Source organism: Mesonia maritima, assembly GCF_042433895.1.
In the GTDB taxonomy this organism is placed as follows: Bacteria; Bacteroidota; Bacteroidia; order Flavobacteriales; family Flavobacteriaceae; genus Mesonia; species Mesonia maritima.
In genome coordinates this window covers 1-22,460 of sequence record NZ_JBHLUA010000027.1, presented here as the reverse complement: position 1 = coordinate 22,460, position 22,460 = coordinate 1, and the positions used below count along the sequence as shown (strand labels likewise).

The window sequence follows — 22,460 nt, the reverse complement described above, 5'->3', positions numbered from 1 at the left end:
GGCTTTAAAATAAAGCCCTTTTTTAATTTATTTTTTAGAGTTTGTAAAAGTTTGAAGAATAATAGCCAAGATCATCACCAATAAACAACCGAATAAATTCAGCCATAAATAAGGCATCCAATCGAACCACCAACCAATAATTACGATAATTTGTGTAATTATAGCCGCAATAAACGTGGCATTACTTCTTACAAATTTTATAAAGAAAGCAAGTAGAAAAATTCCCAATACATTTCCGTAGAAAATCGAGCCGATAATATTTACAATCTGTATTAAATTATCAAATAAATCTGCGGTACAGGCAAATAAAATTGCTAAAATTCCCCACAGTAACGTGAACCATTTCGAAGCTTTTAAAAAATGAGCGTCGGTTTTTTCTTCTGAAACATTTCTTTTATACAAATCAATTACCGTGGTAGAAGCTAAAGAATTTAATTCTGAAGCGGTCGAAGACATTGCCGCACTTAAAATTACCGCCAATAATAAACCAATTAAACCGCGCGGTAAATTATTCAGAATAAAATGAATGAAAACATAATCTTTATCGTTCGTTTCAACAGTTTTATTTGCTTTTTCAACTAATTTATTTCCCTCTTCACGTAATTGAATCTCATTCGCATTCAATTCATTTAATTGACTTTTTATTTTCTCCTTCTGAAGGGAATTTTCTTCAGAAACCTTTACATATTTAAGCGCTGTTTCAGACGTTTTTTGTCGGTTTTCATGCAATTTATCTTGAAGCTGATTATATTCAGTTTCATATTCAGTATTAACCACAGCATTTTTTGCGGCTGGATTAAAATTCAACGGCGCATCATTAAATTGATAAAATACAAAAAGCATAATTCCAACCAGAAGAATAAAAAACTGCATCGGAACTTTTAAAAAACCATTAAAAATTAATCCCATTTGACTTTGCCGAAGCGAACGCGCCGATAAATAACGTTGCACTTGACTTTGGTCTGTACCAAAATAGGAGAGTGCTAAAAAAGTTCCGCCAATAATTCCGCTCCAAAACGTATAACGATTTTCTAAACTGAATGAAAAATCCAGAATTTCCATTTTTCCGCTTGCGCCGGCAATTTCGAGCGCATGAGAAAAAGTAATATCTTCAGGCAAGTAACTTGTAATGACAAAAAAAGCGGTAATCATTCCTATAAAAATTACTGCCATTTGCTGTTTTTGGGTTGTACTTACCGCTTTAGTACCGCCGGAAACTGTGTAAATAATTACTAAAATCCCGATGATTACATTCAGCGTAACTAAATTCCAGCCTAAAACGGCAGACAAAACTATTGCGGGAGCAAAAATGGTGATTCCTGCCGCCAAACCCCGTTGAACGAGAAATAATAAAGCCGTAAGCGTTCGGGTTTTTAAATCGAACCTGCTCTCTAAATATTCATAAGCGGTATAAACTTTTAAGCGATGATAAATTGGAACGAAAACCATACAAATAACAATCATCGCAATAGGAAGTCCAATGTAAAATTGTACAAAACCCATTCCGCTATGAAAAGCTTGCCCCGGAGTTGAAAGAAAAGTAATTGCGCTGGCTTGCGTTGCCATAACCGAAAGGCCAACAGTCCACCAACGAGCTTCATTTCCGCCTTTTAAATAATCACTAACCGATTTGTTTTTTCGATTACTGTAGTAGCCAAAAATAACGATAAACGAAAGCGTGGCTATAAGTACAATTAAATCGATATAATGCATAAGTACGTGTTTAGGCGAAGAATTTCATGATGATGAAAAAGCCAATCCAATAAATTAAATTCGCTACCAGCATAAACGTATATGCACTTTTCCAATAATATTTTTCTGGTTTCTCTTTCATTATTTTCCTATTGAAATTAAATTGGCAAAAAGGCGATATGCTCCGGAAACTCCGGCGGGAAATTCTCTAAAAAAACTTAAACCTGTATAAATATAATAGCCTTTTCCGTAGGGAGCGACTAAAAGACTTCCTTTTGTTTCAGTTTCATTTTTATCGTGCATGCCAAAAATTGGCGTAAAGTTTTCATCCCATTTATCGGGAAAATAAAGTCCTCTTTCTTGAACCCAACCTTCAAAATCTGCTGAAGTTATTTTATTTGGATAATTTAAAACAGGATGCTTTGGCGCTAAAAAGTCAACATTAGAATATTCATCGGTTACGCGATCACGTGATAATTCTAGTGAAAAAGGAGAGAGGTTATCGGTTTTTAATCCGCGATTTGTATTGTATTGTACAATCATATTTCCGCCATTTGCAACAAAATCATATAAAATTGGTTGTTTGTAAGCTAAACTTTCAACCGTATTATAAGCGCGAATTCCGATGACTACAGCATCGTATTTTTTTAAGTTTTCTGCGGTTATTTCTTCTGGCGTAAGTATATCTACTTGGTAACCAATTATTCGTAAACTTTCAGGAACAACATCTCCGGCGCCTTCAATATAAGCAATTTTATTTCCGCGTTTTTCAATAGAAAGTTTAATGAATTTGGTTTTTGCAGGTTTTAAAACAGTTTGCGTAGGAATGTGATCGTACTCTATAAGTTCAAGTTCTTGCGAGAAAGTTTGTGATTCAGTTTTAAAAACAGGCGAAATAAAAACTTCACTTTTTTCTTTCGGTGGAATTACGGTAAAGGTATATTTTTTAGATTCTCCTTTTTTATTGAAATCAACCGCCACTTTTTCAGGTGAAATTTTCCAATTTTTTGGTGCTGAAATTTTTAATTCTCCCTTAACATTATCTGCAAACGCTTTTAGATTTACCGTAATTTCTTTAGCTTCTTCTGAATTAAAAACAACGGTAGAATTTTCTGTAGCGATCGATACTTTTGGAACGATTGAAAAGGGTTTGTAAACTTCTCCTTTTACAGGATCGTTCGTTTTATAAACGATCGGTTTTTCAAATGAAATGGAAGTTTTTCCAAAATCTAGTGTGAATTCAGCGGTTAACGTTGGCTGGTTTTCTGGCAAACCACGTTGTTGTTGATTTTTTACAGTATACATTCCTAAACTACTTTCTTCTTCTAACCAATACGGATTGGAGTAAGAAAAATTTTCAGGAATTTCTATTGTTGTTTCCTGCGTAAAATCGGTGTTGAAAGCTAAATTTTGCTGAATAGAAAGTTTTTTCTGTAACGGATTTATAGTGATTTCCTTTAACTGAATGTTAGTTTCACTTCTATTAATAGCTTCAATTTTAAGTTGAATTTTTTCTGAAGGCGTTGCTAATTCTTCCGAACTTACTGCTTCAAGATACATTCCTGAACAGGCTAAAATTATTTTTTTAAGCTCGTTAGTTTTAATTCGTTTCCAATGTTCATTTTCAAGTTTCTGTACGAATTGATAAGCTTTTACAAGATTAGGTAAACTTTTAGAAGGATTTTTAAAATCATAATTATTTAAAACCTCTTCTAATATTTCGCCAATCTTCTTTCCGCCTTTTACACGATTCCAGCTGGTATCGATTCCTTCAAACACAGAGTTAGAATTTTTAGGAAAATCGCCTTTAATTAATTCAATATACTCGTTTTCAGTTCCGCGATTTGGTGTATTTCCAAAACCTTGCGATTTATGCTGACTTCTACTTTTTGAAGCAATTTCAGTGTTAGATATTCCTTTTAACGGAAAATAAGTTCCAACATCTACGCTCATCATCGAAGATTTATCGGCTTCTTCAAATTTTTCTTGGCTTCCATAAAACCACCACGACGTATTAAAAAATAAGCGTTTAGGTTGCCACGTATCGTAAAACTTTAATTGGTCGGAAAACGCATTTTTATCATTTGCAATTTTAAAAGCTTCCAAACTTAATTGCGCTGATGCGGTATGATGACCGTGTGTAGTTCCTTCGGTCCTATGATCGAAACGATTAATAATTACATCGGGTTGAAATTTTCGAATTACCCAAACTACATCGCTTAAAACTTCATTTTCATTCCAAATTTCTAAGGTTTCTTGTGGCGTTTTTGAATAGCCAAAATCATTTGCACGAGAAAAAAATTGTTGTCCGCCATCGATTTTACGTGCTGCTAATAATTCTTGTGTTCTAATTAAACCTAGCGATTCTCTAATTTCGGGACCAATTAAATTTTGTCCGCCATCGCCACGCGTTAAAGAAAGATAAGCAGTTCTGGCGTGAACTTTATTTGAAAAATAAGAAATTAGTTTTGTGTTTTCATCGTCTGGATGCGCCGCAAGATATAATACCGAACCCAAAAAATTGAGTTGTTCAATTGCTTGATAAATTTCGGAACTGTTGAGTTTTTCTGGGGTTTGGGCGTTGCTAAAGTTTATGGAAAATGCTAAACCTAAAACTAGAATTTTCTTCATTTGAAGGGTTTTTTACTGGCGCCGCCAAAAGGTATAATGCCCGCAAGGCTTGCCTCGAAATTATAAAAAGGTTTTACAGTTCATACCTCATAGGCTTGCCCCGAGGTTCTTGATTTCAAAATCACTTCAAATATAATAACTTTGGGTGCATCGAAAAGCTTTTTAACTTTTGTTAAAGCGCGTCTTTTCCTTCGTCTGCAAAAGCATCTTTTTTAATAAGCGTTACCGGTTTTTGTAACAGTAAACTATTTGGATACGTAATAAGTTCGCCTTCTAAAGTTCTAAGATGAAGTTGAAAAGCTTTTATATCTTCAATAATTGCTTCAATAGGCGCTTCTTTATCATGAATTTTAATTTGATCGCCAATTTTATAAGGAAAGGAAAAAAACAGGATAACGCCAGAAGTTATATTGCTTAAAATAGACCAAACCGCAAATAAAGCGACACCAACTACCGCAAAAACAGAAGAAAACACCAGAGAGAGTTGCGTAACTTCTACGCCCCAAACTAATAATAATAGGAAAATAGCTATAAAAACGACCAGAAAATTTATGTAACGAAACATCAATTTTATACGCGCTAAATTGATGTCTTGGCGTTTACCAACTCTATTTGCTGTTGTTTTTAAACTAAACCTAAGTATTAATAAAATTATAATTACCGCGACGGTATATTTAATTTCAGATACATGTGGATAAAAAAGCTCCTCCATAAGTTATAGGTTTAGCAAACCAAATACGGTTTTTCTTCTTTGCAAAAATAGTTTTTCGCAAACAATTATGTGCCCAGATTATGAGATAAATTCAAGAATTTCTTTGTAGAATAAATGAAGTGGCATCCCCATAACATTAAAATAGGAACCTTCAATTTTATCGACGCCAATTTGACCAATCCATTCTTGTATTCCGTAAGCTCCGGCTTTGTCATACGGTTGATGCGCTTGAATATAAAAGCTAATTTCTTCCGTGGTTAATTCTTTAAAAAATACTTTAGTTACATCGTGAAAAACAACACTTTTTTTTGCTGAAGTTAAACAAACTGAAGAAATAACTTCGTGACTTCTATTAGATAAAGATTCTAACATTTGGTGCGCTTCTTCTTCATTGGCGGGTTTTCCTAAAACTTTTTCTTCTAGACAAACAATGGTATCGCCGGTGATTAAAATTTCATTTTCCTTCAATTTATTTTTAAAAGGTGTTGTTTTTAGTTCAGCTAAATATTCAGCTACTTGTGCGCCTTTTAATTCTGGTGGATAAATTTCTTCAACCGGTTTTAATTCAATTGAAAAATCGAGTCCTAAATCTGTTAAAAATTGTTGTCTTCTCGGCGAACCCGATGCTAAAATGAGTTGGTGATTTTTAAGTTTTTCTTTTAACATTTTACAGCAGAATAAATTGATATAAACCGATAGACATAATACTTAGTAAAATTATCATTTTCAACACAAAAGACAAATGGCGGTAATTTTTTTGGGTTGAAGCATTCCACGTTTTTACCACAAAATAGAGTAGTGGAGCCAAAATTAAAAACAACGCATAAAGTAACGCGTATTGATTGTGATAAAGATATGTATACATATAATAAATGACCGCTAAAATCGGTAAAATGGTAAACGCGCAAATTAATTTATTGGTACGTTCTTTTCCTAACAGAATTGGTAAGGTTTTTATTCCGATTTTGTGATGGCCGTTTATATTTTCTTGATCGTTAATGACTTCAATTAATAAAACCATTAAAAAAGCAAAAAGTGAATAATCTAATAAAATTGAAAATAGCGTGTTTTGCGATACTTGATTTTCCGGTGTAATTGCAGGAAGTAAATCGAAAAGCGCTAAAATAATTATGCTAAAAGCGCTTAATGCAGCAATAACAATATTATCGATTAACGCGTAATTTTTTAAAAAAGAAGCGTGAATATAGGTTAATGCAGAAATTACAATAAAAATAGCTGAAAACATCGGTCGTCCAATAATATTGGAAAGATAAAAACCAACGCCAACAGCGATAACATTTAAAATAATGAAAAAATTATACGCGCCTTTTTCAGAAATTTCTTTTCCTACGGTGACTTCTTCAGGATTATTTACCCGAATGGCTCTTGCTTGAAAAATTGCCGAAATTACTTGACTTCCCATCACTAAACAAACCGAAGAAAGAGTCACAAGAAAAAGGCCAAATCCGTTTAAAGTAATGGAAACCGCAAAAGGTTCAAATAAATAATATTTAATTAGAAATTGAACAAAAATGACCAAGAAAATTTCCGGTAACCGAATGAGTTTTAAATATTTCAATAGTTTAAATTTTTATAGATTCCACTTTCCTTGAACTTTCAAAACTTGTTCAATTAAATCGCGTGCGCAACCTTCACCGCCTTTTTTATGCGAAATATATTTAGAAATCGCTTTTACTTCAGAAACTGCGTCTTGAGGACAAGTTGGCAAACCAATTAATTTCATTGGGTGCGTATCAGGAATATCATCGCCCATATAGGCTACGTGATTCGGGTTTATATTGTAGACATCAAAAAATTCGTCCAAACAATCTACTTTATTTTCAACGCCTAAATGAATATCGGTAATTCCCAATCCGCGTAAACGTTTACGCACGCCTTCATTTTTTCCGCCGGAAATTATACAAACCGTATAACCTTGTTTAACCGCTTTTTTTAAAGCGTAACCATCTTTAATATTCATCGATCGTAGCAAATCGCCTTCGGTTGAAACTAAAATTGAACCGTTGGTTAAAACGCCATCGACATCAAAAACGAACGTTGTAATATCGTTGAGTATTTCTTTATAATTTTTATCCATTTTTATGCTGAATTGAATCGGTGAGCAAGGTATAAATTTTCGAATAATCAGCCTTGTTTAATTGTTGTAAATGAAAAGCAATTGTTTTTTTATCATTTCTAATTGCCGGTCCGGTTTGTACTTTCGCGGGAGAATTTAACGTCGCTTTTCGAGTGGTTTCTTTCATTAATTCGTGTAAAATTTCAAACGGAACTTTATTTTCTTTACACAAATCTTCGCCGATACTATAAAGGTGATTTACAAAATTGCACACAAAAACAGCCGATAAATGCAAGGATTTTCGTTGTTCAGAAGAAATTTTATAAACCGATTTAGATATTGAATTTGCTAATTCTTCTAAAATTTGTAAATCGTTTTCATTTTCAGCTTCAATACAAAGCGGAATTTTAGAAAAATCTATTTCAGTATTTTTAGAAAATGTTTGCAACGGATAAAAAACACCATTTCGTTTTCCTGAATTCAACATCGGAACGCTTCCTGAAGTATGCACAATTAATCCGTTTTTGTGTTTTATTTGTTCAATTACATTTTCTACCTCGTCGTCTTTAACCGAAATAATATAAATATCGGCTTCTTTTAATTTTTTTAAATCTGTAGTAGTTTCTGTTGAAGTTTCAAAATTTTCTAAGCTAGTTTTCGTTCTACTAAAAACTTGCGCAACACTACATTTTTCTGAAGTTTGAAATGCTTTAAATAAATGTGAAGCAACGTTTCCCGCGCCAATAAGTACAATTTTTATCATTCCGCTAAATTATTAAAAATCTTTAAGCTGACTAAAATTAACATTTTTAGCCTTTTTTGAATCGATTATCGCAACGTTAATCAGACAAAAATCAATAACTTTGCAGCGTTTTTAAATACCCTTCTCATGATTCAAAAGAAGATTGCAAAATTTCTTTTCTCTACACGATTAATGGCTCTTTTATTTATTGTTTTTGCTGTAGCGATGGCAATTGGTACATTCGTCGAAAATTCTTATACAACAGCAACAGCAAAAGCTTGGATTTATAATGCGTGGTGGTTTGAAGCCATTATGGTACTTTTTGCCATAAATTTTGCCGGAAATATTAATCGGTATAAACTCTGGAAGCGTGAAAAATGGAGCACACTTTTATTGCATGCTGCTTTTTTCTTAATAATTATTGGTGCAGGCGTTACGCGTTATATTGGCTATGAAGGAATTATGCCCATTCGAGAAGGAGAGATTACCAATAAAATGCTTTCTGAAAAAACCTATTTGACAACGGTAATCGATGGCGAATATAATGATAAACCGCTTCGTCGCTCGCAAGAACACGAATTATTATTAGCTCCTGGAATCGATAATCATAAAACTATTACAACTGATTTTAAAGGACAAGAAGTTGAATTTGAAGTCGTAAAATTTATTGAAGGAGCCGAAGAAGGATTAGTTGAAGATGAAAACGGAAAAAATTATTTAAAAATTGTTGAAGCCGGCGGCGGAAATCGTCACGATCATTACTTAGAAGAAGGCGAAGTAAGCAGTATTCACAATGTTTTATTCGCTTATAATAAACCCACAGAAGGCGCTATAAATATTAAAGTTACCGATGAAGGTTATCAAATTTCTTCCCCTTTTGAAGGAACGTATATGCGAATGGCAGATCGTAAGCAAGGCGAAGTTACTTCAGACTCTTTGCAACCGTTAATGATGCGGTCTTTATATAATATGGCTGGAATGCAATTTGTGTTTCCAGATCCCGTAGTAAAAGGAAAATACGATATGATCCCTTCGGAAACAAAACAAAAAGGTCAACCCGATGGCGTTGTTGTAAAAGTTAGCAGTAATGGCGAATCTAAAACCGTGAATTTACTTGGAGCTAAAGGAATTGTAAATAACTTAAAACCTATTAAAGTCGGCGGTTTAGATATTAATTTGCGTTATGGAAGTAAAGAATTTGAGCTTCCTTTTGCTATTCGCTTAAAAGATTTTATAGCTAAAAAATATCCAGGAACCGAAGACAACCCAACACCAAGTTACCAATCGTTTAAAAGTAAAGTAGATTTGGTAGATAACGGAGAAACCACAGCGCACGAAATTTATATGAATCACATTCTCGATTACGAAGGTTATCGCTTTTTTCAAGCTTCTTTCGACCCCGATGAAAAAGGAACAATTCTCTCTGTAAATCACGATTGGTGGGGAACTTGGATTACTTACATCGGTTATTTCTTACTTTATTTAGGATTAATGCTTATTTTATTTGATAAAGGTTCGCGCTTCGGGAACCTCAAAAAACAACTTGATAAAGTGAAAAGTAAAAAAGCAAAAATGTTAAGCTTACTGTTACTTTTGGTAAGTTTTTCAGGTTTTTCCCAAGACGTAACGTCGGGTGAAATAAATGAACAACACGATACAATTGCTGAAGTTGACGCGCACGAAGCTCACCAAACTTTACCGATGCAGTTTCCAAAAGAAAAAATTGATTCGGTTTTACAAAAAAATGCGATTTCAGAAGAACACGCGTCAAAATTCGGAAGATTGGTAATTCAAGATGCCGGCGGAAGAATGAAACCTGCAAATACGTATTCTTCAGAATTATTACGAAAAATCAGTAAAAGCGATTCTTACGAAGGTTTAAATAGCGATCAGGTTTTATTCTCGATGACTGAAAACCCGAGTTTATGGTATAATGTTCCGTTAATTTATGTAAAAGCGAAAAACGATAGTTTGCATCATATTTTAGGAGTGGAAGAAGGAAAAAAACATATTCCGTTAGCTCGCTTTTTCGATGCAACCGGAACTTATAAATTATCACCTTATTTAGAAGAAGCATACCGGGCAGAGGTTAAGAATCAGTTTCAAAAAGATTTTATTTCAGCCGATGAAAAAGTGAATTTGCTTTACAATGCGTTAGAAGGAAAAGTGCTGAAAATTTTTCCAATTCCGAATGCGGAAAATAACAAATGGCTTTCTTATATGGAAATTCGAGAAAGTACGGGAAAATTTAAAGGAGCAGATTCGCTCTATGTAAACAAGATTTTACCAATTTACATGCAAGTTTCGCAAACGGCTAGATCGACTGAAAATTATGAAAAAGCGAATGAAATTTTAGCGAGTATTAAAGATTATCAGAAAAAATACGGAGCTGAAGTAATGCCTTCTGATCAGAAAATAAACACCGAAATTCTTTATAACAAATATGATGTTTTTAGAGGATTATTTTGGCAATATATGTCGGCAGGATTGCTCATGTTCTTATTTGTAATTCTTCAGATTTTCTACGATAAAAAAGGCGTTAGAATTGTAGTGAATATTAGCAAAATTGTAATATTAATTCTATTTATTCTTCATAGTGCAGGTTTAATTGCGCGCTGGTATATTTCAGGTCACGCACCTTGGAGTGATGCATACGAAAGTATGATTTATGTGGCTTGGGCAACAATGTTTTTTGGGTTAGCTTTCGGAAGAAAAAGCGATTTAACATTCGCTTCTACAGCTTTTGTTACATCCATGATTTTAATGATCGCCCATTGGAATTGGATGGATCCAGCAATCGCTAACTTAGTTCCCGTATTAGATTCCTATTGGTTAATGATTCACGTGGCAGTAATTGTTGCCAGTTACGGTCCGTTTACTTTAGGTATGATTTTAGGTTTGGTTTCGCTGATTTTAATGATTCTTACGAATGAAAAAAATCGTAAAAAAATGAAACTTAATATTAATGAACTAACCATAATTACTGAGCTTTCGCTAACCGTTGGTTTAGTAATGTTAACGATTGGAAACTTTTTAGGCGGACAATGGGCAAATGAAAGTTGGGGAAGATATTGGGGTTGGGACCCTAAAGAAACTTGGGCTATAATAAGTATAATGGTTTATGCTTTTGTAATTCATATGCGTTTAGTTCCTGGTTTACGCGGAAAATTTGCTTTTAATTGGGCAGCGGTTTTTGCGTTTTCTTCGATTATGATGACTTATTTTGGTGTGAATTTTTACCTTACCGGTTTACATTCCTACGCGAGCGGAGATCAGATAATTAGTTATAAATTTATAGGAATTGCAGTAGTTCTTTGGTTGTTACTTGGTTTCTTTGCAAACAGAAAATATAAACGCTTTTTTAAGAAATAATCTTAAAAGTATTTGTTGAAGTTATTATAAGGAGTAAGCAAAGTTTTTACGGTAGAGTCATTTACCATTTCTCGGATACTTTTATAATTCTTTAAAATATCTATGGAATAGCTGCTGTTTAAAATCCAAAAATTTTTCGTAATTGTAGGGAAATATTTTTTTAGAACTTGGTAATCTTCGTAACTGGTTGAAATCTCTAGAAAAGGATATTTTTGTAGAAATTCTTTTATATTTTCAATCTCGTGTTTATTGCTTCTAGATAAATTTTGGGGTAAGTAATAACTTGTTCTAAAACCATTTTGGTGGAATTTTTCCAGAGTATAAGGGTTTGGCGATTCTATAATAATATTTTCCTTTTTGAAAAAAGAGTTTTCGAGTGAAGCGTTAATTTCGGTAAAAATTTCATCTGAATTAGAAGCATCCATATTTTTAATATCTAACCAAACTCCCAAATTATTTTTATGTATTTTCTTAATATAATCTCGAAGATTTATATTTTTTGATTTGGAAGGCGGATGATAAATATCGAGCCAATTTCCGTTAGAATTATAGACCAGATCTAATTCAATTCCTGGAAATTTTTCTTGACTAGCCTTTAATTTTTTAAAATCATTTACACGATGCGCCCATAATTTTTGGTAACCGCCATAAAATTCAATTCGTTTTGAACTGTATCGATAAGCTACAATTAGAATAGCGAAAACAAAGAATATATAGATAAGAATCATAATTTTTTATTCCGTTGGAAATAGGATTAATTTGTAGCTCTTTTTAAAAGTAAATCTATATTTTATTTGATTACAAAGTCAAAGAAAAATAAGCTAATAATTTTAAAAACAATAAAATCAAAACTGGATAATTTCAGTAAACAGAAAAAATCCGAAACTTTGTAAATGGAGTCTGAAGTTGCTGAAATAAAAAAATCCACTAACCATAAAAAATGATTAGTGGAAATGTTATTATATAAAATATTTGGGTTAAATTGAAATAACTTGATATAATATATTACACCATATCTTTAGGATTTACCCATTTATCGAATTCTTCTTCAGTAGTATAGCCTAATTTTACAGCTTCTTCACGAAGTGTAGTTCCATTTTTATGAGCCGCTCCAGCAATTTCCGCAGCTTTATAATAACCAATTTTTGTATTGAGTGCAGTTACTAACATTAAGCTGTTTTTTAAAAGCTCATCTATGCGTTCTTGGTTTGGTTCAATTCCAGCAGCGCAATGTTCTTCAAAAGAAACACAAGCGTCACCCAATAATTGAGCGCTTTGCAATAAATTTGCCGCCATCACCGGTTTAAAAACGTTCAATTCAAATTGACCTTGCATTCCGCCAACGCTCATCGCAACATCGTTACCAATAACTTGTGCGCAAACCATGGTTAAGGCTTCACATTGCGTAGGATTTACTTTTCCCGGCATAATTGAAGAACCTGGTTCGTTTGCAGGAATGTTAATTTCTCCGATTCCACTTCTTGGTCCGGAAGCTAACATTCTAATATCGTTCCCGATTTTATTTAAAGAAACCGCCAATTGTTTTAAAGCGCCGTGCGTTTCTACTAAAGCATCGTGTGCTGCCAAGGCTTCAAATTTATTTTCTGCTGAAGTAAATGGAAGTTCAGTAAAATCTGCAATAAATTTTGCTACATTTTCAGCATAATTTTCTGGTGTGTTTAAACCTGTTCCCACGGCAGTTCCGCCTAAAGCAAGTTCTCCTAAATGTGGTAAAGTTGATTCTAAGGCTTTTAACCCGTGATCAAGTTGAGAAACGTAACCGCTAAATTCTTGACCTAAGGTTAGGGGAGTAGCGTCCATAAAATGCGTACGCCCAATTTTTACAACTTCTTTAAATTCCTCTGCTTTTTTCTGAAGTGTATTGCGTAATTTTTTTACTCCCGGAATTGTAGTTTCCACCACCTTTTTATAAGTCGCGATATGCATTCCGGTCGGGAAAGTATCGTTAGAAGATTGTGATTTATTTACATCGTCGTTAGGCTGAAGCGTTTTATCACCTTCGCCAATGGTTTTTCCGGCTAATTGATGTGCACGATTTGCGATTACTTCGTTTACATTCATGTTACTTTGCGTACCAGAACCTGTTTGCCAAATTACCAAAGGAAATTGATCGTCGTGTTTTCCTTCTAAAATCTCGTCACAAACTTTAGCGATTAAATCTCTTTTTTCGGTAGGTAAAACCCCGGCAGCTTGGTTGGTATAAGCGGCGGCTTTTTTTAAGTAAGCGAAGCCATAAATTATTTCTAACGGCATTGAAGCAGGAGTTCCTATTTTAAAATTATTTCTAGAACGTTCTGTTTGAGCGCCCCATAATTTATCTTTTGGGACTTTTACTTCGCCCATCGTATCTTTTTCTATTCTGTATTCCATAAATTTTTATTTTAGGCTTACAAATTTACATATTTAGATGCTTTTTTTTGTGAGTTAAATTGGTTTTTTACGTTTTGCATTAGGGATAGCAGCGACATCCTTTTTTGGGTTTTTTGCCCAAAAAAGATATAGCGAATAGCCCGACCCTGACGAGAGGAAGGGAAATGCTAAAAAAAATAAAATTTTTTGAAGGTTAACTAATAGAGAATATTTATCTTTGCTAACGTTAAAAGAAAAAATTATGTTTGAATTTGATCAGTATCTTGGGTTTTTAGCGTTTTTAACCATTGCAACTATTGGTTTTTGGTTAATGATTTTTTTAATCAGTTTTGTAGTTCCTTACTGGATTGGAGGTTCTATAATGGAAATGATTAAGGAGAAAAGAGAGGAGAAGCGTAAAAAGAAAGAATTGAATTCATAATTCAATTAAATATAATCATAGAAAAAGGGAAGCAATTTTGCTTCCCTTTTTCTTGGGGTATTATGAAGGGTGATTTTAAAATCCGTCGTCACCTTCGAAATCACTATTTCCACTTTCGTTTCTTCTATTTTGTTTGTTAGGTTGATTGAATCTGTAAATTAATGAAACGGTATATTGTCTAACTCTCCATTGAAATTCACTATCGGTAATTACATCGTCTGTAATAGTTAATGATCTCCTTTTTCTTGAATTGAAAACGTCGCTAATATTAAATGAAGCGGTTAAATTATTTGGAATTAATTCTTTACTCAACGCTAAATTCATAGAGAAAATTCCTTCGGTTTCCGTTTGTGCGTTTTGGGTTGGACCGCGATAAAAGGCGTTAGTTTGCCAATCGATTTTTCCGGGTAAGGTTACTTTCCCGCTAAAACGACCAAACCAACTGGTGTTTTCATTTCCATAATCTACGCCATCGTATTCTCCTTCTTTTATTGAACGGAAGAAATTGAAACTTGCGTTTAACCGTAACCAATCGGCAGGATTGTAAATGGTACCAATTTCACCACCAAATCTATCTTCGGTAGCTAAATTAATAGGAAGCATACGCACAATAGGAATTCCGTCTTTTGTGAGTCCGCTACCTTCATCTTCTTCAGGATCAAGTTGAACACGTTCAAAAGAGCCGGTTTCATGCTGATAATAAACCGAACCTGTTAAGGTGAGTTTTTCCCATTTTCGGAGATAACCCAAATCGAATTGATTGGAAAAAGCTGGATCTAAGTCTGGATTTCCTTGAAAAACATTAGTTCTACTGGAACGAGAAGGAAACGGATTAATATACCAACCACGTGGTCTATTAATTCTTCGGTTATAGCCTAAAGTAATATTTTCATCTTCTTTTAATTCATAAATTAAATTTACCGTCGGAAATAAACCTAAATAATTTTTATCGAAATTGGTATCGAAATCAATTTGAAGAAAATCTTCGAGTACTGCTTCACTATAATAAGGATCGATATCTCCTTTTAATTGTGTATGTTCCAAGCGTAAGCCTAAAAGGAATGAAAAATCACCAAGTTTATTTCCGTATTGTGAATAAACTGCATTTACATTTTCATTGTAGGTAAACACGTTCGATAACGTATCTAACGTATATTGATTGTCTTCAAAAATGCTGAGTTTGTAATCGGTTTTTTCTTCTTCAAAATTACTACGGAAACCAGCTTCAAATTGAGCTTCTCCCATTGGTAAAACATAATCTGCTTGAATAAGATATTCGTTTTGCGTTTCAACTTCAAAAATTCGTTCTCTTGCAAGAAGTGAGTTTACAGGAGAAAATTGATTTTCTTCAATTTGTGTAGGTCTTTCTTCATTATCATAAGAATATTGAAAATCTGCAGTTAATTTATGACCTTCATCATTAAATTTATTTACATAGTTTAAAGAACCTTGATAACTCTCGTCGCTCTCTTTTTCAATTTGCTCTCGGTATGTTTTACTATCTAATACATCGTTATTAAAACGATCTGTGTTATTTGTCGTCACATCTTTATCATCCCCAAATCGCATAAAAACACTACCTGTGATGGAAGATCGATCATTTAAAAAATATTCCATTCCTACATTTGTATTGAAACCAGTATAAAGTCGATCATATTCGCGATCTTCAATAATTCGATCAAAATCTCCGGTATCATTTACATAGGTGTTGTTGAAATAAGCATTTCCCGGAGAATTTCTATAATAACGACCTATAGTTGTAAAAATGTTATAATCGTCTGTTCTTAAATTTAAATTTGTAGAAATCTGACTATTTGTAGGATATCCTAAATTGGCAGAAACAGAACCGTTAAAACCAAGTGTTTTCTCTTTTTTAAGAATAATATTTAAAATTCCTGCGGAACCTTCGGCATCGTAACGCGCGGATGGACTCGTAATTACTTCTACACGTTCAATAGCATCGGCTGGCAATTGCTGAAAGACATTTGTATCACCAAAACCTGCCATTGCTGAAGGTTTTCCGTTAATAAGAATCCGAACATTTTCATTTCCACGTAAACTAATTCCGCCTTCAATATCTACAGTTACCGAAGGAACGTTACTTAATGCATCGCTAACTGTTGCGCCTTGTGTGGTAAGATCTTTCCCGATGTTATAAATCTTTTTATCTAGCCGAACATCTACTTGAGTGGTTTCAGCTGTAACCACAACTTCATCGAGATTATCTGCGCTAATTCCTAAAACTATTTTGCCTAAATCAATATCACGATTTATAGTTCTATTTTTAAAAGTTTTGGGCTTAAAAGAAATATATTCTACTAAAATATTGTAAGTTCCTTCTTTTACTTCAATACTAAAATTTCCGTCAAAATCGGTAACACCACCTTGATCACTTAGTTCTCCGGAGGGGTCTTTAAACGTAATTGTTGCATATTCTAAAGGAATTCCAGCGTCTTTATCAACTACTGTTCCTGAAACAGTATGTTCTTGCTGAGCAAAAAGTAAGGTTGAAAATAAAAATAATAATCCGGTTAAGGAATTTTTTAGAGCGTTAGTTCTTAAATTCATTTAGCGTTTTATTATTTGACTTCTGAAAGCTTTTTACGTTTAATTCGACAGTCGTTAAAATTGCGTTAATAAAAAAGCCACCTAAATTTTAGGTGGCTTTTTCAGATGATTAAAACTAAAATTATTCTTTTTTAGCTTTTTTCATTTGTCTTTCTGTAACCGCAATATATTTATTATACTGTGGTTCAGTTAAAATATTATGCATTCTATTCATGTTATTCTCTTTGAGAACTTCGTAGCGACTACTGAAACTCTTATTAGACATGTCTTTAGCTTTTTTTTGCTCTTGCAAAGTATGTAATTGCATGTAATGTTCTTTCAATGTATTTGCGACTAACACCTCCTGTTTTCCTGATAAGTTCAATTCTTTTTTAAGATATTGTGTGTATTCTTTAGCGTTTTCTTCAGCAGTATTGCTAGGGTTTCCTTGCAACAAATCTTGTGCAGCTCCAAATTGAAACGAGAGTAAAGTAACTGTAAAAAGTAATATTATTTTTTTCATAACAAATTTAATTTTGAACACAATTTACTTTAAAACATACTCGAAGCCCGTTAATGTCTAGTTAAAATATTATAGAATTTCTTTAATTTTTTCAGGAGGTCTGCCAATTATGGCTTTATCATCTTTTACTACAATTGGTCGTTCAATTAGTTTTGGATGCTCTTGTATCGCTTCAATCAATTCTTCTTTTGAAAGTTCTTTCCCTTTGTAGTTTTCTTTCCAAACTTTTTCTTTAGTCCGTATAAGTTCTTCAGCAGAAATGTCTAATAAATCTAGTAGCTCTTCGATTTCTTCTTTGGAAAGTGGTTGATTCAAGTATTTTACAATCGTAAAAGTTTTTCCTGATTCTTCTAAAATTTTAAGTCCTTCACGTGATTTTTGACAACGTGGATTGTGGTATATTTTTATCATTTTATATTGATTTTGGTCTTAATATAAAAAATAATTTATTATTATTCCTCCTTTTGTCCCATCATCATAAGATAAGCTTTTAAAAAAGCATCAATATTTCCATCCATTACCGCATCTACATTTCCAGTTTCTTCCGCAGTTCGTACATCTTTTATTAATTTATAGGGATGCATTACATAATTTCTAATTTGTGAACCCCATTCAATTTTTTTCTTGCTGGCTTCAATATCTTCGCGTTGTTCTAATTGTTTTTGAAGTTCAATTTCATACAATTGCGATTTTAGCATTTGCATTGCGCGTTCGCGATTTTCGTGTTGCGAGCGGGTTTCTGAACAAGAAATATGAATTCCGGTGGGATGATGCACCAATTGTACTTTAGTTTCTACCTTATTTACATTTTGTCCGCCCGCGCCGCTTGATCTCGCGGTTGTGATTTCAATATCAGAAGGATTAATTTCAATTTCTATAGAATCGTCTACCATTGGGTATACATAAACAGAAGCAAATGAAGTGTGTCGTTTTGCATTGCTATCAAACGGCGAAATTCTCACTAAACGATGAACGCCATTTTCTCCTTTTAACCAACCGAAAGCATAATCGCCATCAATTTCAATAGTAACGGTTTTAATTCCTGCAACATCACCTTCTTGGTAATTGAGTTCTTTAACTTTAAAACCGTGTTTTTCTGCCCACATTAAATACATGCGCATCAGCATTTGTGCCCAATCACAACTTTCGGTTCCGCCGGCGCCAGCAGTTATTTGAAGGATCGCAGAAAGATCATCGCCTTCTTCAGAAAGCATATTTTTAAATTCTAATTCTTCTAAAAGGTTTTTTAATTTATCGTAACGCTGATTTAAATCTTCTTCAGAAGCTTCATCTTCTTTGTAAAATTCAAAAATAACTTCTAAATCTTCATAAAAAGTTACGGCAGCTTCGTAATCTTCAACCCATTTTTTTTCTTGGTTGAGCGCTCTTACAATTTTTTGGGCTTCTTGCGGTTTGTCCCAAAAATCTGGGGCAAAAGTCTTTTCTTCTTCGTTACTTATTTCAACACGTTTCGCATCGATGTCAAAGATATTGTTTTAGGGCGGTTACACGATCTTTGAGTTCTTTTAAGCTGTCTTGCGTTATCATAATTGAAATTTTGTATACTTCAACAAAAATAGGATTTCGCAGGTTTTGGCAAAATTATTTCCGCGGAATTTTATAGTTTTATCCTAAATATGAAAAAGAAAAAATGATAGATTTAAAAAGCGATACGGTAACGCGTCCAACTCCTGGAATGTTAGAGGCTATTATGAATGCTGAAGTTGGTGATGATGTCTATAAAGAAGATCCAACAGTAAATTTATTAGAAGAAAAACTAGCCGAAATGTTCGGAAAAGAAAGCGCGTTGTTTTTTCCTACCGGAAGCATGGCAAACCAAGCTGCCATAAAACTTCATACGCAACCCGGCGAACAATTAATTTGCGATAAATGGGGACACGTTTATAATTATGAAGGCGGTGGAGTTTCTTTTAATAGCGGAGTTTCGTGTAAATTAATCGATGGAAATAGAGGAATGATTACCGCTTCGCAAGTTGAAGAAGCAATTAATCCACCAGATTTTTATCATAGTCCGTTAACTTCACTTGTTTGTTTAGAAAATACGACGAATAAAGGGGGCGGAGCTTGTTATGATTTTGAGGAAATAAAAAAAATAAAAGCAGTTTGTGATTCTCATAATTTGGGTTTGCATTTAGATGGCGCTCGACTTTTTAACGCGTTGGTAGCTAAAAACGAATCACCAAAACAATATGGCGAAATTTTCGATACCATTTCTATCTGTTTATCAAAAGGATTAGGAACGCCAATGGGTTCCGTTTTAATTGGTAATGAAAAATTGATGAAAAATGCGATGCGTGTTCGTAAAGTTTTAGGCGGCGGAATGCGTCAAATTGGTTTTATGGCTGCCGCCGGTTTGTATGCCTTAGAAAATAATATTGAGCGTTTAGCTGAGGATCATCAAAAAGCGAAAGAATTAGGGAATCTCCTAGCTGAACAATTCTATGTGAAAGAAGTGGAAACGGTCGAAACCAATATTGTGATTTTCTATCTAAATGATTCTATAAAAGAAGCTGATTTTCTTAAAAAGCTAGAAGAAAAAGGAATTATCATTAGCGCAATGGGACAAGGAAAATTAAGAATTGTTACGCATTTAGATTATACCGATCAAATGCATCAAGAATTTATGTCGGTTTTAAAGAATTTAGGTTCAAACACGTTATAGATTTCAATTATGATGATTTTCAGTTTAGTGAAAAATATACCGAACAATAAAAAGAGCCGGTGTTTATTCGTTAACACGTACTATTTTTGGGTTCCAGAAGTCTTGTGCTAAAAATTAGTTTACACTTCTGTTCGTATTCCGTCATCTCTTTACGTAATGTTAGATTTTTTTAAATATTAATTCACTTTACGATTTCGTATCCTAGCCATACTTTAGCTATACACTAGCACTTACTTTACTACCCAGTTACTTATTAATTTTTATAAAAATTTGGGTAGACAACTGTTATAAGACCCAAAAAATACACTCAAAATAAATTTCATATTATAAAGAGTTTTGGTATTTTCCAAATTATTAGTTTACATGTTCTTAATTGTTAAGGAGGATTTTTTACTTTCAATTGTTTTAAGAATAGAAGAAGTCGTTTTTAAATAAATCAGATTATGATGAGAAGAATTTTACTCTTATTAGTGCTTATAGTTGCTTCGCAAGCCGTTAAAGCTCAGTGTAATGTAAATACAGGTCCAACGCTGTGTTCAGACCCTGCGAATAATGTTTACATTATTGATCCGACCACAGATTTTGATATTACTTTTGAAAATGCTAGTGGGAATCCTATCGCTTTTGTGAATTGGTCCCCTAATACATTTTTATATGTAAGTGCTAATCAGAATTTCCCTCTTCCTAACAATGGTAATAACCCTACCGGAAATATTTATTTCAACGGTAATTCACATAGTAACCCTTCTAATCCGCATCCTACAGCGGGTGCAAATATACACGATATTTATACTTATAACTACACGATTCCAGGCTCTGCCGGATGCTCACCTACTTCCGGTCAGCTGACCATAGTAACCGGTGGTTTTACGTATGATGATTTCTGTAGAGGAGATGTAACAGCCTTAAATGATATTTCTTTGTTAAATTATAATAGTGCAGGAAACTTAAACTGGTATAGTGATGATACAGGTTCAACTTCAATTCCAGGGACCACTCAGATTCAGGGAGGGCAAACTTATTATGTAGATTTAGGAATTGCCGGTTGTTCCCAAGTTTTTCCGGTAGATATTGAATACGCTACACCCACTCCTGAAGTTGAATTAATGCAGGATTTTTGTACTCAGGCAACATGGCAAGCTGCAGGTTTTTCAAATTCTGGTGATGATTTAAGTAAAGTTGTTGTATGTGGTAGTAATTTGCAGTGGTATAGTGATTCAGCTGGTACGACACCCATAACTAATCCTAGTAGTGTAACGCTAGCCGATGGGGATGTTTACTATATCTCCCAAGAAATAAATGGATGTGAAAGTGCACTTCTTCCGGTTACAATGACTGAAAATGAATGTGCTTGTATAGAAAACCCTAGTTTTCAAGATGCATCTGGAAATGTTAATTTAGAAGGTTACACTTTCTTTTCTAAAAACTTCACGGGTGGTATTAGTGCTTGCCAAGGCATGAATTATTTATCAGGAACTCCTCAATATACAAATACAATACAACAATATGATTTTAATAATAATAATGTGGCGGTTACCTATGCTACCCCGGCAAATATTCCTTGGTTAGCTGCAAATGGTGTAAATATTTCAGGAACTTCCCCCTTTGGTTGTTCAGAACGTTCTATTAAACTAAATGATGATGCTGCAGGATTAAGAACAGGAACAACTATGGTAAAAGAGTTTGTCGCTGGCGAAGTAATATCTTTTGATTTTCTTTTTCTGATGAATGACCCCGCTAATCATCTCCCACGAGAGAAGCCTTTTGTTACCATAAGGCTTATTGACCAACAAGGGAATTTGGTGCAGGAGCGTTGTATTAATGCAGATCCTGACAACTGTATATTCAATTTGATACCTGCTGCTACGAATCCCAATGGAGTAATTCCCATTACTAATCCAGTTGTTTATACTGATTGGTCTTGTATTAAACTAAATACTATTGAATTGCAAGGGCAAGCAGCTCGAGTGGAAATTACTACAGGTGATTGTGATTTAACTGGTCACTGGGGCGTGGGTTATTTTGATAATTTTTATGTAGGTGATGATAGTCCCGGTCTTTGTGACTCAGCTTTTGGTTATATGGCGGTAAACCCGATCGATCAGCCCAGTGGAAATTATGCGAACTGTTCTTTGTTTGGTGGGACTGTAGGAGTAAACCCTAATTGTGCGCCAGCTTTGGCAGCAAACAATGTTACTTTCCCAATAGAGATTTGTGGAACGTATAGTTCTCCAATAGGTAACCCAAACGGAGGCGATGCTCCGGTAACGGATATTACGATTGACGTGGTTTCCAATGGTACGGTTGTTTATTCTGCCAGTACCTTTACCCAGCCTAGTCCTGGAGAGTTTTGTATCACGATCAACCAAAGTGATATTTCTAATCCTTATGGAGAATTTACCATTGAGGGGGAATTAGAATTCACGATGAACTGTGGAACTCCTTATAACTATTATGTTCAAGCTCAAAGTAACGGTTTTAAATTCTGCCCTGTTGCGGGTTGTCCAACACCATTTCCACCGGAATGTAATGCAGGAGGTAATCCAAACCCTATCTCTTATGATCTAACTAGCCGTGATTCGGATATTTTATCGAACATTCCTGCTTCAGAGCAAGGTAACTATGAGATCACTTATTATGATGATGAAACGGGAGCTTTAACCCAAGAC

17 protein-coding genes are annotated in these 22,460 nt (G+C 33.9%); 4 read left to right on the top strand and 13 right to left on the bottom strand.

The window, feature by feature from the left end; genetic code table 11:
- Window positions 1-27: 27 nt before the first annotated feature.
- From ACFFGL_RS13745 to ACFFGL_RS13715, 7 genes are all read right to left on the bottom strand, one after another.
- The gene (locus ACFFGL_RS13745; RefSeq protein WP_309727623.1) at window positions 28-1,713 is read right to left on the bottom strand and encodes a sodium:solute symporter; all 1,686 of its coding nucleotides are present in this window, start codon (window positions 1,711-1,713) and stop codon (window positions 28-30) included.
- A 120-nt stretch (window positions 1,714-1,833) separates the two neighbouring features.
- On the bottom strand, window positions 1,834-4,323 hold the full coding sequence (locus tag ACFFGL_RS13740) for a PIG-L family deacetylase (protein WP_309727622.1): 2,490 nt from the start codon (window positions 4,321-4,323) through the stop codon (window positions 1,834-1,836).
- 172 nt (window positions 4,324-4,495) lie between these two features.
- The gene (locus ACFFGL_RS13735) at window positions 4,496-5,035 is read right to left on the bottom strand and encodes a mechanosensitive ion channel domain-containing protein (RefSeq protein ID WP_309727621.1); all 540 of its coding nucleotides are present in this window, start codon (window positions 5,033-5,035) and stop codon (window positions 4,496-4,498) included.
- A 78-nt stretch (window positions 5,036-5,113) separates the two neighbouring features.
- Entirely contained in the window at window positions 5,114-5,701 is a 588-nt protein-coding gene (locus ACFFGL_RS13730; protein WP_309727620.1) for a Maf family nucleotide pyrophosphatase, read from the bottom strand.
- Window position 5,702: 1 nt separating this feature from the next.
- Window positions 5,703-6,614, bottom strand: coding sequence for a geranylgeranylglycerol-phosphate geranylgeranyltransferase (locus ACFFGL_RS13725; protein ID WP_309727619.1), 912 nt, complete (start codon window positions 6,612-6,614; stop codon window positions 5,703-5,705).
- Window positions 6,615-6,626: 12 nt separating this feature from the next.
- A complete protein-coding gene (locus ACFFGL_RS13720) occupies window positions 6,627-7,133 on the bottom strand; it encodes a KdsC family phosphatase (RefSeq protein WP_309727618.1) in 507 nt (168 codons plus the stop codon).
- Window positions 7,126-7,875, bottom strand: a complete 750-nt coding sequence (locus ACFFGL_RS13715; RefSeq protein ID WP_309727617.1) for a Rossmann-like and DUF2520 domain-containing protein — start codon at window positions 7,873-7,875, stop codon at window positions 7,126-7,128. The genes ACFFGL_RS13720 and ACFFGL_RS13715 overlap by 8 nt, the downstream gene beginning before the upstream one ends.
- 126 nt (window positions 7,876-8,001) lie before the next feature.
- On the opposite strand from ACFFGL_RS13715, the gene ccsA reads away from it, so the two are divergent.
- A complete protein-coding gene (gene ccsA, locus ACFFGL_RS13710; RefSeq protein ID WP_309727616.1) occupies window positions 8,002-11,226 on the top strand; it encodes a cytochrome c biogenesis protein CcsA in 3,225 nt (1,074 codons plus the stop codon).
- A gap of 2 nt (window positions 11,227-11,228) precedes the next feature.
- Here the strand turns inward: ccsA and ACFFGL_RS13705 are convergent, their stop codons facing one another.
- Both ACFFGL_RS13705 and fumC read right to left on the bottom strand, forming a co-directional pair.
- Window positions 11,229-11,954, bottom strand: a complete 726-nt coding sequence (locus ACFFGL_RS13705; RefSeq protein ID WP_309727615.1) for a PI-PLC domain-containing protein — start codon at window positions 11,952-11,954, stop codon at window positions 11,229-11,231.
- A 277-nt stretch (window positions 11,955-12,231) separates the two neighbouring features.
- Window positions 12,232-13,617 carry a class II fumarate hydratase gene (gene fumC, locus ACFFGL_RS13700; protein ID WP_309727614.1) on the bottom strand — a complete coding sequence of 462 codons (1,386 nt, stop codon included), beginning with the start codon at window positions 13,615-13,617 and terminating at the stop codon, window positions 12,232-12,234.
- A 241-nt stretch (window positions 13,618-13,858) separates the two neighbouring features.
- Between fumC and ACFFGL_RS13695 the strand changes: the two genes are divergently transcribed.
- A complete protein-coding gene (locus tag ACFFGL_RS13695) occupies window positions 13,859-14,038 on the top strand; it encodes a hypothetical protein (protein ID WP_309727613.1) in 180 nt (59 codons plus the stop codon).
- A 75-nt stretch (window positions 14,039-14,113) separates the two neighbouring features.
- Here ACFFGL_RS13695 and ACFFGL_RS13690 read toward each other — a convergent pair whose 3' ends face one another.
- From ACFFGL_RS13690 to prfB, 4 genes are all read right to left on the bottom strand, one after another.
- Complete coding sequence (locus tag ACFFGL_RS13690; RefSeq protein WP_309727612.1) at window positions 14,114-16,606, bottom strand: TonB-dependent receptor domain-containing protein; 2,493 nt, start codon at window positions 16,604-16,606, stop codon at window positions 14,114-14,116.
- 121 nt (window positions 16,607-16,727) lie between these two features.
- A complete protein-coding gene (locus ACFFGL_RS13685; protein ID WP_309727611.1) occupies window positions 16,728-17,108 on the bottom strand; it encodes a hypothetical protein in 381 nt (126 codons plus the stop codon).
- A 69-nt stretch (window positions 17,109-17,177) separates the two neighbouring features.
- Window positions 17,178-17,519, bottom strand: a complete 342-nt coding sequence (gene arsC / locus ACFFGL_RS13680; RefSeq protein WP_309727610.1) for an arsenate reductase (glutaredoxin) — start codon at window positions 17,517-17,519, stop codon at window positions 17,178-17,180.
- 41 nt (window positions 17,520-17,560) lie between these two features.
- Window positions 17,561-18,656 (bottom strand): peptide chain release factor 2 gene (prfB, locus tag ACFFGL_RS13675; protein ID WP_309727609.1). Its coding sequence is split into 2 segments (ribosomal slippage): window positions 17,561-18,592 and window positions 18,594-18,656, totalling 1,095 coding nucleotides; the frame shifts between segments, so codons are not numbered across the junction.
- A gap of 103 nt (window positions 18,657-18,759) precedes the next feature.
- Here prfB and ACFFGL_RS13670 point away from each other — a divergent pair.
- Both ACFFGL_RS13670 and ACFFGL_RS13665 read left to right on the top strand, forming a co-directional pair.
- A complete protein-coding gene (locus ACFFGL_RS13670) occupies window positions 18,760-19,791 on the top strand; it encodes a threonine aldolase family protein (RefSeq protein WP_309727608.1) in 1,032 nt (343 codons plus the stop codon).
- Window positions 19,792-20,417: 626 nt separating this feature from the next.
- Window positions 20,418-22,460: hypothetical protein (locus ACFFGL_RS13665; protein WP_378928627.1), on the top strand; the 2,043-nt coding region annotated here is incomplete at its 3' end.